At 67.1% G+C, this 16,469-nt stretch carries 14 protein-coding genes; 6 read left to right on the plus strand and 8 right to left on the minus strand.

The window, feature by feature from the left end; all coding sequences use genetic code 11:
• The 6 genes from WAS25_RS08205 to WAS25_RS08230 are packed head-to-tail and all read right to left on the minus strand — an operon-like array spanning window position 1 to window position 6,484.
• On the minus strand, window positions 1-705 hold the full coding sequence (locus tag WAS25_RS08205) for a hypothetical protein (RefSeq protein ID WP_422311036.1): 705 nt from the start codon (window positions 703-705) through the stop codon (window positions 1-3).
• A 60-nt stretch (window positions 706-765) separates the two neighbouring features.
• Window positions 766-2,265 (minus strand): hypothetical protein, encoded by a 1,500-nt coding sequence (locus tag WAS25_RS08210; RefSeq protein ID WP_422311037.1) that lies wholly within the window; start codon window positions 2,263-2,265, stop codon window positions 766-768.
• A 50-nt stretch (window positions 2,266-2,315) separates the two neighbouring features.
• Window positions 2,316-3,686 (minus strand): M20/M25/M40 family metallo-hydrolase, encoded by a 1,371-nt coding sequence (locus tag WAS25_RS08215; protein WP_422311038.1) that lies wholly within the window; start codon window positions 3,684-3,686, stop codon window positions 2,316-2,318.
• Window positions 3,687-3,715: 29 nt separating this feature from the next.
• Window positions 3,716-4,183, minus strand: a complete 468-nt coding sequence (locus tag WAS25_RS08220) for a nuclear transport factor 2 family protein (RefSeq protein ID WP_422311039.1) — start codon at window positions 4,181-4,183, stop codon at window positions 3,716-3,718.
• 22 nt (window positions 4,184-4,205) lie between these two features.
• Window positions 4,206-5,681, minus strand: coding sequence for a carboxypeptidase-like regulatory domain-containing protein (locus tag WAS25_RS08225; protein ID WP_422311040.1), 1,476 nt, complete (start codon window positions 5,679-5,681; stop codon window positions 4,206-4,208).
• On the minus strand, window positions 5,678-6,484 hold the full coding sequence (locus tag WAS25_RS08230) for a response regulator (RefSeq protein WP_422311041.1): 807 nt from the start codon (window positions 6,482-6,484) through the stop codon (window positions 5,678-5,680). The genes WAS25_RS08225 and WAS25_RS08230 overlap by 4 nt, the downstream gene beginning before the upstream one ends.
• 136 nt (window positions 6,485-6,620) lie before the next feature.
• Between WAS25_RS08230 and lepA the strand changes: the two genes are divergently transcribed.
• Window positions 6,621-8,438, plus strand: coding sequence for a translation elongation factor 4 (gene lepA / locus WAS25_RS08235; protein ID WP_422311042.1), 1,818 nt, complete (start codon window positions 6,621-6,623; stop codon window positions 8,436-8,438).
• Here lepA and WAS25_RS08240 read toward each other — a convergent pair.
• A complete protein-coding gene (locus WAS25_RS08240; RefSeq protein ID WP_422311043.1) occupies window positions 8,435-9,316 on the minus strand; it encodes a hypothetical protein in 882 nt (293 codons plus the stop codon). The genes lepA and WAS25_RS08240 overlap by 4 nt on opposite strands.
• Before the next feature lie 88 nt (window positions 9,317-9,404).
• On the opposite strand from WAS25_RS08240, the gene WAS25_RS08245 reads away from it, so the two are divergent.
• From WAS25_RS08245 to miaB, 3 genes are all read left to right on the plus strand, one after another.
• On the plus strand, window positions 9,405-10,010 hold the full coding sequence (locus WAS25_RS08245) for a hypothetical protein (RefSeq protein WP_422311044.1): 606 nt from the start codon (window positions 9,405-9,407) through the stop codon (window positions 10,008-10,010).
• 86 nt (window positions 10,011-10,096) lie between these two features.
• Window positions 10,097-11,419 carry a PQQ-binding-like beta-propeller repeat protein gene (locus WAS25_RS08250; protein ID WP_422311045.1) on the plus strand — a complete coding sequence of 441 codons (1,323 nt, stop codon included), beginning with the start codon at window positions 10,097-10,099 and terminating at the stop codon, window positions 11,417-11,419.
• Window positions 11,420-11,479: 60 nt separating this feature from the next.
• Entirely contained in the window at window positions 11,480-12,784 is a 1,305-nt protein-coding gene (gene miaB, locus WAS25_RS08255; protein WP_422311046.1) for a tRNA (N6-isopentenyl adenosine(37)-C2)-methylthiotransferase MiaB, read from the plus strand.
• Here miaB and WAS25_RS08260 read toward each other — a convergent pair.
• A complete protein-coding gene (locus tag WAS25_RS08260) occupies window positions 12,781-13,659 on the minus strand; it encodes an aldose 1-epimerase family protein (RefSeq protein WP_422311047.1) in 879 nt (292 codons plus the stop codon). The genes miaB and WAS25_RS08260 overlap by 4 nt on opposite strands.
• A gap of 79 nt (window positions 13,660-13,738) precedes the next feature.
• On the opposite strand from WAS25_RS08260, the gene WAS25_RS08265 reads away from it, so the two are divergent.
• Window positions 13,739-14,272, plus strand: a complete 534-nt coding sequence (locus tag WAS25_RS08265) for a hypothetical protein (RefSeq protein WP_422311048.1) — start codon at window positions 13,739-13,741, stop codon at window positions 14,270-14,272.
• 90 nt (window positions 14,273-14,362) lie between these two features.
• Window positions 14,363-16,384 carry a methyl-accepting chemotaxis protein gene (locus WAS25_RS08270; protein ID WP_422311049.1) on the plus strand — a complete coding sequence of 674 codons (2,022 nt, stop codon included), beginning with the start codon at window positions 14,363-14,365 and terminating at the stop codon, window positions 16,382-16,384.
• The last annotated feature ends 85 nt before the right edge of the window (window positions 16,385-16,469 follow it).

Here is a 16,469-nt window from a genome sequence, read left to right on the forward strand (position 1 = left end):
TCAGTGCACCAGTGAGGCCTGGCAGAATTCAGCGAACTCCTTGGCGAATTTTGGGATCCGCGGCTCTAAGTCATGTCCTTTGCCCCGGATTCCGGCCGCATAGCAAAAGAAGCGGTGATGGAGTGCCAGCAATACGTCGCCGCTCCTCACGTCCAGGATCTTCAGGTCGAAGGACATCATTTCTTTGGACAGGGACCAGCCGCTGCCCCGTGCATTGATGTGGACGATGCGCCCCGTGAGGAGCAGGTCGCTCTCACCCGTGGATAGCCTCGTGCTCTCCCCGAGAGTGGCACTCAGGGCCTTGGCGAGTTCCTCTGGGATCAGCTTCGTGAACCAGGCACCCACTTCCAGATCCAGCTTGTCGTTGTCCTGATTCAGCCAGTGGGGTTCTTCCCATTTCACCTTCAGGGTTCGGCCCTTCAGATTCAGGTCAGGCTTGGCCCAGAAGAAGTCGGCGAGCTTGGACTCCTTGAACAGGGCCCCGTCTAGCTTGAAGTAGCTGGGATCCAAGAGTCCTTCGTCGAGCAGGGGCCCCAGGGCCGTAGCGGCTGTAGCTGAGGCTGGCGGGGCGGGCTGGGGCGGGGCAGGCGGTGTTGGCGCAGGTGCAACCTGGGTCGGTGTGGCGGCTTCAGTGGGCTTGGGAGCCGGTTCCTGCGCTTGGAATGGAAGCCCGACAAACACCGCGAAGATCGCTATGGTGAGCATGCTGACTCCGAGGTGATGAATCAGGATACGCTCCTGTTCCAGGCCTCGGGCTGGTCCCTATCAATGCAGGGTCAGCGCCTTGAAGCGCCAGGCAAGGCCGACCTCCAGCAGCGAGGTGTTCAGCTTCCCGTTGGGCGCACGAGTGCGACCACCCAGGGCCTGCAGGCTCCAGCCTCCGCCCAGCTCCTGTTCCAGGCCCGCTGTGGATTGCAGCAGAAAACCGCCGCTGGTTTCTACGCCACCACCGCCGGCTTCGCCCACCATGGTCTGGAGCCGCAGGCACGGACCTGTGCCCAGCAGGGCCGGACTGCGCCAGGCCAGGCCCAGCAGGCCCTGGGCAAAGCCCCCGGCCTTGCCAGCCGTGGCGAAGTTGCCCTGCCCCACCGACTCGAAACCGGAGCCCAACTCGTAGGAGAAATGCAAGCCCACCAGCTCGATGGGCAGGGCCTCGGCCCCGCCGCGCCGCTGGGGCGCCGCCATTCGGAGGAAGGAGGGGCGGAAGGACCAGCCTGTCCAGGACCAGGTCCATCCGGCCGGCGCCGTCGAACCCGAGGGGGTTGCGAAGCTGAAGCGCCGGCCCGCTTGGACCTGCAGCACTCGGGCCTTGAAACTGGCGGAAGGCGCCGTGATGTAGCCGGCCGACACCGACACCAGGCCATTCCGCCCGAGCACTGCATCCAGGCCCAAGCTTGCCTTGATGGCGGCGCCACCGCCTACGTCGAGGTTGCCTCCGCCAGCGGCACCGGCCATGACCTTTGCCACGCCGCGAAGCCATCCAGAGTCCACTAGGTCCAGCCCGCAGCCCAAGCCGAGGAACATATCCATGTAGCCGTCCGCCTTGCCCCGCGCCGCGGCAGAGGCATCTAGGGACACGAAGGCCCGGGTCCCCAGGCCCAGGCGGACTTCCATCCCACCCAAGTCCAAGGGATTCCGGTCCGGGCCGCCGCCCAGGGCCTGAACCGAACCCGTGGGCTGGTAGCGCTGGGACGTCAACAGGATGGCCACATCACGGAAGTGGCCCAGGTCCGGCAGGGCCAGGCTAGGCGGGGGCTGGGCCGACCACACCGCCAGGCGAAAAGGGAACGCCGCAGTGAGTCCGAGTTGGCTGGAGTCAATGGCACCGTTGGGAAAGCGCACCCGGGACCAGGCCAGGTTCCAGGTCGCGTTCGGGGTTTCCCAGCTCAGTCCCGCCTGGCCCCGCACCATGAGGCCTCCGCCCACGGAGGCCCGGCCCACGCCGCCCCCGCCCACCCAGATTCCAGCGTCCACGCCCAGGTGCTCGGTCAGAGGCAGGCGCCAGCCACCCCCGATGCCCATGGTGATGAAGCCGCCCCGCTCGCCTGTCAGGCTGCCCCAGCCGCCGAATCCCGCGTAGGCACCAGATTGCCAGCGGCGATCCACCTGCAGCCCGAGCACGCCCATCTTGCGCTCACCCTGGGCCGGCAGCTGCCAGGCCTCGGCGGTCCAGCGTGTTTCGAACCGTGGCAGGGGCTCTTGTGTGAAGCAGGGCAACCCCAGCAACAGCGCAAGTAGCGAGGCGGAGAGGCGGGGTGGGGGCATCGACTGACTATAGCCAGTCAACCCTGGAGCCTCATCTCACCAGAAGATTTCTACCGGAAGCGGCAGTCCGACTGAGCCAGGGCGAAGGCGAAGGAGGCCAGGACGGCGGCATTGTACGCAAGGTCATCTTTCTCGACCTTGTCGAAGGTGTCGGCGTGGGTGTGGTGGATGTCGAAGTAGTGCGTGGCCGCATGGCTCACACCGATGCCCGGCACGCCCTCGGCCACGATGGCACTCACGTCCGCTCCTGAGCCCCCGAGCCGCAGGTCCACGGGCCCCAGGGGCGCCAGGACCAGACCGAAGGTCTTCAGGGTGGCCAGGGCGGCGGCCTTGGCCTCGGGAGAAGCCTTCCTGAGCTCGAGGCTGAAGGCCTTGATGCGCTCGCTGCCGGAATCGGTCTCCACTGCGGCGACGATGTCCTTGAACTCCGCCCGGTGGGCATCGCGATAGGCCAGGCCGCCCCGAAGGCCGTTCTCCTCGTTGGTCCAGAGCACCACCCGGATCGTGCGCCGCGGTTTCAGGCCCAGGCTCTGGATGAGGCGCGCAGCCTCCATGGCGATGACGCTGCCGGCGCCATCGTCCTGGGCACCCTGGCCCACGTCCCAGCTGTCCAGGTGGCCGCTGAGGATGATGACTTCATGGGGCTTCTCCGAACCGCGGATCTCGGCCACCACGTTGGCGGAGGGCGCGTCGGGCAGGGTCTTGGCGCCCATCACAAGCCGCATCTGGATGCGCTCCCCGCGCTGCTGCATGCGCCGCATCTGGGTGGAGGCCTCGATGGTGACCGCCGCCGTGGGAATCTTCGGGAAGGCGGGATCGTAGTCCATGGCGCCGGTGTGGGGCGTGTCCAAGCTCACCGGTCCCACGGAGCGCACCAGGGCCGCGGCGGCGCCGTATTTCGCGGCCCTGGCGGCGCCGTCGTGCCGGTAGACCACCGTGTGGCCGTAGCCCTTGAAGGGCACGTCGAAGAGGACGATCTTCCCCCTCACCGACTCGCCGAGTTTGTCGAGCTCGTCGAAGGAGCCCACGACAGCCACGTCCGCAGTCAGGCCACCCTCGGGCGTGCCCACGCTGCCGCCGAGGCCCAGGATGTTCAGCCGTGTGGGTGTGGGCAGGAGCAACTCGGCGGACTCCTGGCCGCGCACCCAGTGGGGCACCATCACGGGTTCGGCGTGAACGTTCACGAGTCCCGCGGCCCTGAGGCGCGCCTGGGCCCAGGCGATGGCCTGGTCCAGCTGGGGCGATCCGGAGAGCCGGGGACCGATGCGGTCACAGAGCCAGGCCAGGTCCTCGTAGGCCCCGTGGGTTCGGAAGGCCTCGGCCCGCAGGCGCTCGGAGGCGGGCGGCAGATCCTGGGTCGGAGCCTGGGCCCCAAGGTGGGCAGCAACCAGGCAGAGGAGGAGGCAGCGGATGAGGTTCATGCCTCATCTTAATGGGCATAGCCCCCGGGTCACGGCTTTTTTGCCAACCCCTCGATCTGGGCCCGTACCGCCTTCATCAGCGCGTTGGGGATCGGGACGCTGAGGTTGTACTGCTGGATCTGCCAGCGATCCTGCTCCTGCGTGGCCACCCCGGTGCCACGGGCCGGCCCCAGGTTCGGGGTGTCCAGATCCTCATCGAACCAGGCGGTGCGGCCGTCCTTGGACAGCGTGACCGCCCGCCGGGTGGCCTTGAAGCTCCAGGCCTTGCCGCGCTGGAAGATGGGATGGGCCCAGGTCTGGAAGGCAGCCTTGGTCCAGCGTTCGGTGGCATCGGTGCCAAGGAACACGGCGCCTTCAGCGAGATGCCCGAAATAGCGGACCTCATCCGCCTGCGAGGCCGCCAGGTGCCAGTCGTCGAGCACCGTGGCGACCGCCTTCTCGGCCGGCGCCTGGGCACAGAGGGTGAGGGTAGCGCAGAGCAGCAGGGCGGGGCGCATGGGGACTCCAATCAGGGGAAAGTCAGGGTCGATCGAGCTTCACCCAAACCCGCATCCGGCCGCTGGCATCCGTCTCCAGCACCTCCCAGGACAGGGGCCCGCTGCGGCCCTTCGGCTGCTCGCTTGGGCCGAGGTTGAAGGCGGCGTCGTCGAGCTCCCAAAGCCCGAGCGGCAGCCTCGGCGGGGGAGGCTTCGGGCTGCCCGGGTGGGCGTCCACCACGCGCACCGGACCCCTGGGATCGCCGTAGGAGAGCAGGCCCGGGTCGATGAGGGCCACCACCAGGCCCTGGTGGCCAGGACCGGAGCGGCCGCCGATGCGACCCTGCTCGAAGCCCCAGGGGCGACGCACCTCCAGGCTGAAGAAGCGGCCCTTCTTGCGGGGATCGGCCAGGGTGAGCCACTGGGGATCACCACCCGGGGCCCGGGCGACCGGTCCGAGCCAGCCCTCCCAGCTCCGGCCCTTCACCGCGAAGTGGCGGACCGAAGTCTGGAAACGCCCCCGGAACCACAGCTCGGAGCGCACCCAGGCCATGGGGTGGGAGGGGCTGTAACCCATGTCCGCCACCCATGGCCCCTCGTCGGGGTGCTGGCGGTCCCAGCCCCGATACTGGCCGCCGTCCATGAGGTCCCAGATGCCGGCGGTGGAGACCATGCCATCCTCCAGGTAGAGGTCGTCCACCCGGTGCTCGCCCATGCTGTGGAAGGCCTCGTGGACGATGTTGCCCAGGGGCACCTCCTCGGTCATGAAGAGCAGGGGCCAGCGCCGGTGCTGGTTCCAGGGCAGGGGCATCAGGAGGCTCACGGCCTTGATATGCGATGGGTTGCCGGTCACGGACTGCGGGTGGCCGGGCGCGATGATCCAGAGGAAGTCGGGCTTACCGTCCGGCTTTGGCGCGCCGGAGCGGTTGTCCAGCCGGTCGCAGTCGCCCAGGGGCTCGCCGCGCAGCTGCTTGAGCACCCAGCGGGCCATGGGTGAGACGTGTTCATCGCGACGTGGCGCGGGATGCTCGGTGCTGCGCAGCTTGAGGAACCGGCCCTCGACCAGGGAGAGGGCGCCCTTGCTCGCCTCGTAGAGGTAGTTGGCGGCGCTGGCCACGCCGGGGCTCCGCGAGAAGAGCAGGTCCCGCAGAGCTTCATCCGGCACGCGGGAGGGCTCGTCCGGGAAGTCGAGGCGCACGAGGAGAACCGAGCCCTTACTGAAGCCCGGCTCGGGATGCAACACGATCTCGCGGGACCACTCCGCGGCCGGCACGAGCTCGCGCCGCCAGCCGTCCTTCTCGACAGCTAGGACGGCATCCTCTGGCGCCAGGTCGAGGCGGAACCGGCCCTCAGCATCCGTGACCGCCACCGGCGGGGGAAGCGTGGGCGCGACGCGGGGCTGCCGGTCGGGATAGACGCGCACCCCGGGAATGCCCTGGCGGCCGTCGGTGATGCGTCCTGCCGTGGGCCCCGCCAGACCGGCAACCGCCAGCAGGAGGAGGGCCGCCGCCCGGATCATGCCTGGACGAGTTTCTGCAGGTGGGCCAGGCGGGCGAGCAGGGAAACCCGGCGGCGGGTTTCCGGGGCGACCAGCGGCTTCTCGAGGGCATCGGCCACGGGCTCCTGGAGGCGGGACCAGGTCTCCAGCTCACCAGGCGTGTAGAGCAGGAGTATGGGCATGTCCCTGAGCTCATCGGACTCGTGGATCGCCACGGCCAGCGTCTGGGCACTGCCTTCCAGCAGCTCGGTGTCGAGGACCATGAGGTCGGGTCGGTGGGCCATGATCTGGGCGCGGGCCTGGCTCTCGCCCTGGGCCTCCAGGAAGGTCGCCTGGTCCTTGCCGTAGTGGTTCTGGACCTGGGAGCGCACCAGCGAGCTGGCGGAGACTACCAGGACCTTGGGACGGGCCGGGGCCGGGGTGCCCGCCCGCAGGGTGAGGGCCCTGATCCGCAGGTGGGTCTGCACCCGGACCTGGAGGAGCATGGTGTTGGCGGGCTTGCGGAGGAAGTCATCGGCGCCCGCCGCGTAGCTGCGATCCTTGGCGTCCCGGCTGAGTGCGGTGAGCACCAGGATGGGGACGCCGGCCGTCGCCGGGTTGCCCTTCATGACCTCGCAGGCCTTGAAGCCATCCATGGAGGGCATGACCGCATCCATGATGACGAGGTCAGGCAGGGTCTCCTTCATCCGGTCGAGAGCCTCCTGGCCATTGGAGGCTGAGATGACCCGATGGCCCAGAGCCTGCAGCTGTGCCTCGATCTGGCGTCGCTGAAGGGCATTGTCCTCGACCATCAGGATGGTCATGGGGGACGCGAACTGGGACAAGCTGGCTCCTTGACTCGTGACTTGAGGGTAAAGGGCCTATCGGTTCGGATCAACCAATGATGAAGATCCGGCCTTGGGAAAACTCCGCAGACAGCGCGCCTTGGCACCGGTACAATGGTGGGTTCGAGGTTCCTCAGTGTCAGATCCCGCCCTGATCCGCAATTTCTCCATCGTCGCCCACATCGACCACGGCAAGTCCACGCTGGCGGACCGTCTGCTGGAGCTGACCAAGACCGTGGCCGGCCGGGATATGCAGGCCCAGATCCTGGACGACATGGACCTGGAACGGGAGCGCGGGATCACCATCAAGGCCCATGCCGTGACGCTCAAATACCCTGCCAAGGACGGGAAGACCTACACCCTGAACCTCATCGACACCCCCGGCCACGTGGACTTCACCTACGAGGTGAGCCGCAGCCTGGCCGCCTGCGAGGGCGCCATCCTGGTGGTGGACTCCACCCAGGGCGTCGAGGCCCAGACCCTGGCCAACACCTACCTGGCCCTGGAGAACGGCCTGGAAGTCTTCCCTGTCCTCAACAAGACCGACCTGCCCAGCTCGGATCCCATCCGGGTGCTCGAGCAGATCGACACGGTCATCGGGCTGGTGGACACGGCCCACGCCGTGAACGTGAGCGCCAAGACCGGCGAGAACTGCGACCAGGTGCTGGAGCAGATCGTGAAATGCATCCCAGCCCCCCAGGGGGATCCGAATGCCCCACTGCAGGCCCTGGTCTTCGACTGCTACTACGACGCCTATCGCGGCGTGGTGAACCTCATCCGGGTGATGAACGGCACCATCAAGGCCGGCGACACGATCCGCTTCATGTCCACGGGCAGTGAGCACCGGGTGGATGAGATCGGCATCTTCGATCCCAAGATGGACAAGCAGGAATCGCTGTCCGTGGGTGAAGTCGGCTACCTGGTGGCAAACATCCGGCAGCTGGTGGACGTGAAGGTGGGCGACACCGTGACCCATGGCGTGACGCTGACCACCAAACCTGCCACCGAGATGCTGAAGGGCTTCAAGGAGATCCAGCCGGTGGTCTTCGCAGGCATCTTCCCCACCTCCAGCGACGACTTCGAGAACCTCCGGAACGCCATGGACAAGCTGCGCCTCAATGACAGTAGCTTCACCTACGAGCCGGAAACCTCCACGGCCCTGGGCTTCGGCTTCCGTTGTGGGTTCCTGGGGCTGCTCCACATGGAGATCGTCCAGGAGCGGCTGGAGCGCGAGTTCGACTTGGACCTCATCACCACCGCCCCCAGCGTGCGCTACCACGTGCATCTGACCGACGGTTCCGAAGTCTCTGTCGACAATCCCACGAAGCTGCCGCCCCTCCAGAAGATCGCCAAGATCGAGGAGCCCATCATCGAGGCCACCATCCTCACCCGCACGGACTTCGTGGGCGGCCTGATCAAGCTCTGCGAGGAACGCCGCGGCCTCCAGCAGAAGCTCGAGTACCTCAGCCAAGACCGCGTGATGCTGGTCTATGAACTTCCCCTCAACGAAGTGGTGCTGGACTTCTACGACAAGCTCAAGTCCACCTCGAAGGGCTACGCCAGCTTCGACTACCACATGAAGCACTACACCGAGTCCGACCTGGTGAAGATGGACATCCTGGTGAACGCCGAGCCCGTGGACGCGCTCTCCATCCTGGTGCACCGGGCCAAGAGCCAGTCCCTGGGCCTCGCCCTCTGCCAGAAAATGAAGGAAGTCATCCACCAGCAGATGTTCGACGTGGCCATCCAGGCCGCCATCGGCAGCAAGATTATCGCCCGGACCAACGTGAAGGCCCGCCGCAAGGATGTGCTCGCCAAGTGCTACGGTGGCGACGTCAGCCGCAAGAAGAAGCTCCTCAACAAGCAGAAAGAGGGCAAGAAGCGGATGAAATCAATCGGGAATGTCGAAATACCCCAAGAGGCTTTCCTGGCGATCCTCAAGGTCGAGAACTAGCCAAGTCGATCATCGTCCTTGATTTCGCCGGCCTCGATGAGGTTGGTCAGCAGCCTCTGAAGCTCCTCATCGCCGATCACCCCCCGGCGCTGGAAGAGGCGGATGAGGCCCAGCACGAGGCTGCGGGTCTGGTAGGTCTCGAGTTTCCGGAGGGTCGGTCCCATGGTGCGACTGTGGACGAGGTCCGGATTGACGGCGGGAGCGGGCGTGGCCTGACGGGCCGGGACCGTGGGGTCGAAGAGCCCGAACGGGTCGATGTTGACCGGCTGCGTGGGCGCCGCGGGGCTGTCGAAGAAGGGATCCCGGGGGAAGGGCGCAGGCGCCGGTGGCGGAGCTGGGGTGGGAATCGCCAGGGGTGACAGGGTGAAGGTCACGGGCAGCGCATCATCCTGGCTCTGGTCCTTTCCGAGCTCCACGGTCAGGGCCTCGACCGGTGCCTCGAGGCGGCGGTAGAGGTCGGAGATGGCCTTCCTCAGTGCGCTATGCGAGGCCACCACGGGCTGGATGTGAAGGCCGGAGGCGAACCGCGCGCTGTCGATGGCGTTGAGGTCCGACGGATCGGACATGGCCAGCACCAGGGACTTCGGTTCCTGCGTATTGATCGGGAGCACCGTGAACTGGTCCGCCAGGCGGTGGGGGACCAGCTTGAGAACCTGCGGGGACACCTCGATGTTGCGCACATCCATCTGCGGCACGCCGGTCTGGTGGCTGAGGAAGTCCATGAGGACCTCTTCCGAGATGTAGCCCAGCGCCACCAGGTTGCTGCCGAGACGGCCCCGGGCGATCTTCTGGTGCGTGATGGCGCTCTGGAGTTGGGCGGGCGTAATAAGGCCGCCCTCTACGAGCAGTTCACCCAGACGCTTGATCGGTTGCTGCATGTTCGAGTCCCAGGAGCTTCATCATGGCTGCACAGAGGTTCGTCTCCAAGGTAACTTTATTCAAGGGTTTTGTGCGGATGGGGGCGGCATGACTTCGGAAGAACTTTGGCGGGCGGCACTGCATGACTTCAACAACCTGCTGGCGGGGCTCCAGGGTGTGCTGGACCTCAGCGACCCGCGACTGCCCCTGGATGCCCGGAACCGGATGCGCCTGGAGTCCACCCTCGGGGATGGGAAGACGCTCATCGCCATGGCCCGTGCGCTGGCCCTCGGGCGGCACCCGGATGCAGGCCTGGCGGCCTGGAGTGAGTGGAGAGCCGGGCTCGAGGAGCGGTTGGAGCCCATGGCCAGTCTCTTCCGCTGTCCGGTCGAGCTGGTGGATGCGGGGGCGGAGGCTACCTACTGGCCAGCCCCCCTGCTGCAGGACTGGGCCGCGGCCTTCACGCGGCAGATCCTTCCATGGGCGGTCCCGGGTCCCCTCCGCCTGGAAGCCTCGGTCTCTCCCGAGGCCTGGATCCTGACCTGGGTCGGCGATGCCCCGCTGCCGGTGGCCCTGCGGCCAGAGCCACCGCCTGACGCCCCCAAGAACCTGCCTTCGCTCTGGCTGAGGGCCACCCAGTCACGCCTGGGCCTGTCGATCCAGGAGACGCCGGGCGGGATCATCGTCTGCATGCCGCGGCCAACCGCCTCCTAGGCGCCCACCCCTCCAGCCGCTCGGCTCACCCCGGCACTGACCCTCCGACGATGGGGGCCGGGGTAGGTTGGTGCCGGAGGTGATCCATGACACCCAATCGGCCCTACCAATCCCTGCGCACGGCCGTCGTGGCTTTGGTGCTCCCCTTCCTGGGGCTGGAGGCGTCGGTGCCGGCCATGTTCCGGGGCGACGCCGCCCACACCGGGATCTATGCATCGGAGCCACCGTCCCTGACCGCCACAGCCTGGACCTTCCGCACGGGTGGCAAGGTGCTCTCCTCCCCTGCCGTCTCGGGAGGCGTGCTCTTCGTGGGAAGCGCGGATCACCGCATGTACGCCCTGGATGCAAAAACCGGAGAGCTGAAGTGGCGTTTCCGGGCCGCGGGAGCCATCGCCTCGTCACCGGCCATCGTGGCGGGGCGCGTCATCTTCAGCAGCCTGGACGGCCTCATCCAGGCGGTGGACGCCACCACCGGCAAGTCCGTCTGGACCTTCCGAACGGAAGGAGAGCGCAGGTTCACGGCCCCGGGCATCCACGGCGCGCAGCCCCGGACCGAGCTGATGCCCGATCCATATGATGTGTTTCACTCCTCCCCTGTGGTGGCGGACGGGCTCGTCTTCGTGGGCAGCGGGGACCAGCATGTCTACGCGCTGGACGCTGGCACGGGGGCACTGCGCTGGAAGAGGAAGACCGGCGGGGTCGTGCATGCCACCCCCGCCGTGTCGGGTGGCAGGGTGTTCATCGGGAGCTTCGATCGGACCATGTACGCCCTCGATGCCGCCACCGGCGCCGTCCAATGGACGTTCCTGACCGGCGAAGATCCCGAGTTCCACAACCAGGTCGGCATCGCCAGCTCCGCCGCGGTGGCCGATGGGCGGGTCTTCTTCGGCTGCCGGGATGGTCATTTCTACGCCCTGGATGCCGCCAAGGGGACCCTGCTGTGGAAGCACGACAACCACAAGGGCTGGGTCATCGCCTCGCCCGCAGTGCAGGGCGGACGGGTGTACTTCCCCACCTCAGACGGGCAGCGCTTCAAGGCCCTGGATGCCGCCACGGGCAAGCTGAGCTATGACCGGCCGATGAAGGCGGTGTCCTTCTCCTCTCCGGCCATTGTCGGGAACCGGATCCTCTTCGGGACCTCGGACGGTTGGCTGCACCTGGTAGACCGCGACACGGGCGCCAGGGTGGCCGACTTCCAGACCGAGGGCTGCAAGCAGAACGGGAAGAAGTATCTGGACGCCGAGGGTCGCATGATCGGGTCGGCCCTCTATCCCGACGGCACCCTGGACGGCATGATCATCGGCCTCGACCGGATGTTCAGCCTGGGTTCGATCCTGTCCTCCCCGGTCGTCGCCGAGGGCATCGTCTACGTGGGCAGCACGGATGGGACCATCTACGCTTTGCGCTGACCAGCGTAGTAGCTGGCATTGCTCCGAGCGACCGTTACAATGATCGATTCGGGCGGAGCGATGAAATTCCACATCCAGACCTGGGGCTGCCAGATGAACGACCACGACGGTGAGAAGCTGTCGGGGCTGCTGTCGGCCGACGGCTTTGAGGAGGTCGCCTCGGCGGAGGAAGCAGAGCTGGTACTGCTGAACACCTGCTCCATCCGTGAAAAGGCGGTGCACAAGGTCTATTCGGAGCTGGGCCGCCTGCGGGAGGAGAAGCAGCGGCGTCCGCTCCTGGTCGGCGTCACCGGGTGCCTGGCCCAGCAGGAGCAGGCGGCCCTCTTCAAGCGGGCCCCCCACATCGACTTCGTGCTGGGCACCATGGCCCTCAAGCAACTGCCGCGGCTGGTGGCCGAGGCCAAGGCAGGCAAGGCCCGGGTGCTGGATGTCGGCGAGTATCCGGACAACCACCTGTTCCCCCCTTCCGTGACCCGTCGCCGGGACACGGCCAAGGCCCTGGTGACCATCACGGAAGGCTGCAACCACGCCTGCACCTACTGCATCGTGCCCACCACGCGGGGCGCTGAGCGACATCGGCCCTTCGCTGATGTGCTGGCCGAAGTGAGGGCGCTGGTGGAGCGGGGCTACCGCGAGGTGGAGCTGCTGGGCCAGAACGTGAACAGTTACGCCGGCGGCTGCACCTTCTCCGACCTCCTGGAGCGCGTCTCCGAGGTGGAGGGCCTTGAGTGGATCCGCTTCACCACCAGTCATCCCATGAACTTCACGAAGGACCTGGCGCAGGTGCTGGTGACGAACCCCAAGGTGGCGCCCTTCCTCCATCTGCCGCTCCAGAGCGGAAGCGACCGGGTGCTGAAGCGGATGCTGCGGGAATACACCGTGGCCGAGTATCTGGAGCGCCTGGGCTACCTGGGCGAGGGGCGCTCCCGCATCGCCCTCAGCACCGACTTCATCGTGGGCTTCCCTGGCGAGACCGAGGAGGACTTCGAGGCCACCCTGCGCGTGCTCGACGAGGTCGCCTTCGATGGCTCCTTCAGCTTCATCTACTCGCCAAGGCCCGGCACGCCGTCCCTGCGCCTCAAGGACGATCTGCCGCCGGGGGTGAAGTCCGCCCGGCTGACACGGCTGCAGCAGCGGCAGACCCAGCTCACGCGGGCCAGCAACGAGCGCTTCCTGGGCCGTGAGATCCCGGTGCGGGTGGAGACCCATGGGCCCAACGAGCACGGCTGGTGGCTGGCGCGCAGTGGGGAGTGGAAGACGATCCACCTGCAGGTGGGGCCGGGTCGCGTGCTGCCCTTTGGGGAGCTGGTGCAGGTCAGGGTCACACAGGCGGGCCCCCACTTCCTGGGTGCAGAGGTCGTCTAGGCTTCTCCGCCCAGTGCAACGGAGAACGACCAGCTGCGCGTCGCACCCGGGGCCACGAGGAAGACTCCGGGCTTTTCGCTGAAGTCGCCCTCCCAGTCCGTGGGGTCGGCATGGCCGGCCCAGGGCTCGATGCAGAGGAAGGAGGGCCCCGGATCCGGCTTGGCCCACAGGCCCAGGTGGGGGAAGCCTTCCCAGGCCAGGACCAGCGACGGTCCGCCCGGGACTTCATAGCGAAGGCTTCGACAGCGGGGCTGAAGGAAGATCAGGGCATCCTCGCGGAACAGGTCTTCATGCAGCGCCAGGTCGCGCCCGAGGATGGGGGTGGCATGTCCTTCCGGGGTGAGGAGCCCCCGGCCATCCAGCCTGTGCAGGGGGCCTGGCTCTTCTGCCCGGAAGACGAGCCGATGGGCGGCTTTGGAAAGCTCTGGGGTGAGTGGCCAGCGAAAGGCCGGATGGAGGCCCAGGCTGGCTGGAAGGGGCGTGGGGGCGGGGTTGTGCAGCTCCAGCTCCATGCGGAGGCCGGAGGCTGCCAGCGCGTAGCGGACGACCAGGTGGAAGGCGAAGGGATAGGCCTCACGAGTGTCCTCGTCATCCCGAAGTTCCAGGGCGCAGCCTGCGGGCGTGCGCTCCGCCCAGGTGAAGGCACGGTCCCGGGCGAAGCCGTGCCTGGGCATCGGAAGGGCCTGCCCTCGGTGGCGCAGGAGGTCGCCCTTCAGGCCGCCAACCACGGGGAAGAGCAGGGGGGCATGGCGGGGCCAGAGGGGGCCGGCATCCCAAAGCAGATCTGTATCGCCGAGCCTCAGGGCCTGCAGTTCCGCACCGTGGCGGGCGATCACAGCTTCCGCGCCGTGGAGGTGCAACCGGTGGAGGTCCATGCCGCCATGATGACCGGCCCGTGGTAGATTGGCCCTCCCCCGATCTTCACGCACCCAGCCAGCCCCCCGGGAGCCAGCCATGCACTTCACGGCGGATGCCATCGCGACCCTCCTCCACGCGCCCCGCGCGAATGTGGAGGCTCACTGGCCCCTGATCGTCGAAGCACTTGGAACCCTGAAGATCCTGGAGCCTGCCGTCGAAGTCGCGGCCATCGCCACCATCGGCACCGAGAGCTACCTGTTCGCCCCCGAGAAGGAGGCCGGGACCGAGGCCTACTTCCGCCGAATGTATGAGTTCGACCGTAGCCTCGGCAACCACGAGCCCGGGGATGGCCCCCGATACTGCGGGCGGGGGTTCGTCCCCCTCCTTGGCCGCTCGGAATACGCCCGCTTCGGCAAGCTGGTGGGCGCGGACCTGGTGGACCAGCCGGAGCTGGCCCTGGATCCCGCCGTGGCCGCCCGGATCCAGGCCTACGACTTCATGCTGAAGGGTGTGCCCAAGGCGGCCTCCGAGGACGACTGGGTCAAGGTCCGGCGGCTCATCCACGGTGACCTGTCCGGCTGGAAGCGGTTCAACGGGATCCTGATCCCCCTGCTGAAGCAGCTGCCCTAAAATCAAGCCCCCCCCGGTTCCGCCCGAAGCATGGGCATAGCCCTAGGCCTCGGCCCACGTCGAGGCTTAGCCTTTGCCCGGGAGATCCCCATGCGTGTCAATCAGCCGGTCACCAAGGTGGAACGCCGTCTGGAGGAGGGGGCCTACATCGTCTCCACCACGGACCTGCGCGGTGTGATCACCTACGGCAACGAGGAGTTCATCCGGATCAGCGGCTTCACCCAGGACGAGCTTATCGGGCAGCCACAAAACATCGTCCGCCATCCGGACATGCCCCCGGCGGCCTTCGAGGATCTCTGGCGGACGATCAAGGCCGGCAAGCCCTGGCAGGGGCTGGTCAAGAACCGCTGCAAGAACGGCGACTTCTACTGGGTGGATGCCAATGTGACGGTCATCGTGGAGCAGGGCCAGATCGTGGGCTATGTCTCCATCCGCAGCAAGCCCACCTCGAGCCAGATCGCCGATGCCGAGCGCATGTATGCCAGGGCGAATGCCGGGCAGCCCATGGAAGACCCTGAGCGGAAGCTCTGGATCCCCTTCCCCGACATGGGCTTCCGCAATCGGGTCTGGGCCGCGGCGGCAGCTGTCCTGACGGTCTTCTTCGTGATGGCGGCCATCAGTTTCATCGCCTTCACCACCACCCAGGCCGAGGCGGTGTCGGTGAAGGAGGAATACCTTCCGACCACGCTCCTGGCCGAGGAGATGGCCCTCCAGACCGTGCAGATCCAGCAGGCCATCACCGATGCGGCCCTCACCAAGCGGGCCGATTCCATGAACGAGGCTGCCAAGGCCGCTTCGGCCTTCCACAAGGCCGAGCAGGCCTTCCGGACGCTGGCCGTGCGGGACACGGCGAACCTGAAGCAACTCGACGAGCTCAACCGCGACTTCGACGGCCTCTACGACACCGGGCGGGCCATGGTGACCGCCTACCAGAACCAGGGGCTGGCCGAGGGCAACCGGCTAATGGAGGCCTTCGACAAGGGCTCTGAGACCCTCACGGCGCACATGGCGAAGCTGCGGGATGCCGAGGTCAAAGACGTGGAAGGGCGGCTGAGCACCATCTCCACCCGGGCGGGCCTCAGCCTTTGGGTCCTTGGAGTCGGTTCAATCACTGGGGTCCTGGCCGGCCTGCTCGTGTTCGGCAAGCTGGTGCAGATCCTGGACCATCAGCTGGGTGGTGACCCCAAGGTCGCCCTTGAGCTGGCCAGGGCGCTCGCTGAAGGCAACCTGCGCACGGACATTCCCACACGCCCTGGCGACCGGACCAGCCTCATGGTCACCCTCCGGGCCATGCAGGCCAACCTCAAGACCACCATCAACCGCATCCGATTCGACGCCATGCGGGTCCGGCAGAACAGCAGCGAGATCGCCACCGCCACTCACGAGATTGCCAGCACCAGCCGCGAGCTCGCCCGCAATGCCGATTCCCAACGCACCTCCACGGACCGCATGGCCTCGGCCATCACGGAGCTGTCCGCCTCGGTCCGCGAAGTCGCCGACCACGTCCAGACGAGCCACCAGCGCTCCCTGGAGGCCTCCAGGACGGCCCAGACTGCCAATGCCTCGGGCCAGGCCGCCCTCAAGGCCATGGATCGGGTGGAAGAGGCCACGGGGCAGATGGTCGAGGCGGTGCAGGTCATCCAGGACATCGCCCGGCAGACCAACCTGCTCTCCCTGAACGCCGCCATCGAAGCCGCCACGGCGGGTTCGCTGGGTAAGGGCTTCGCCGTGGTCGCCGAGGAAGTTCGGAAGCTGGCCGAACGGAGCGATGCCTCCGCCCGCGAGATCGCCGCCCTCATCGAGGGCAGCAACAAGGCGGTGACCCAGGGCAAGGCCACGGTCCAGGATGCCGTGCAGGCTCTGGAAACCATCCGCGATCACATCTCCGAGGTGGCCGCCATGTCCACCCAGATTGAGGCCGCCTCGGGCGAGCAGGCCAAGGCTAGCGAAGAGGTTGCCAAGCAGGTGGAACTCGGTGCCCAGCAGGCCGTCCAGAATGCGAGCGCCAGCGTCCAGCTCTCGGGGACCGTGGACAGCAACGCCGCGACCACCGAGCAGCTGTCGCGTACCGCCGAAGGCCTGGCAGAGTTGATGGGGCGCTTCAAAACCTAACCGTCATACAGAGATTGGTCTTGGTGCGCCCGGCCGGATTCGAACCGGCACGCCCTTGCGGGCAGCGGATTTTAAGTCCGCGGCG

The sequence above is a fragment of the Geothrix sp. genome, from assembly GCF_049292215.1.
Lineage (GTDB): Bacteria > Acidobacteriota > Holophagae > Holophagales > Holophagaceae > Geothrix.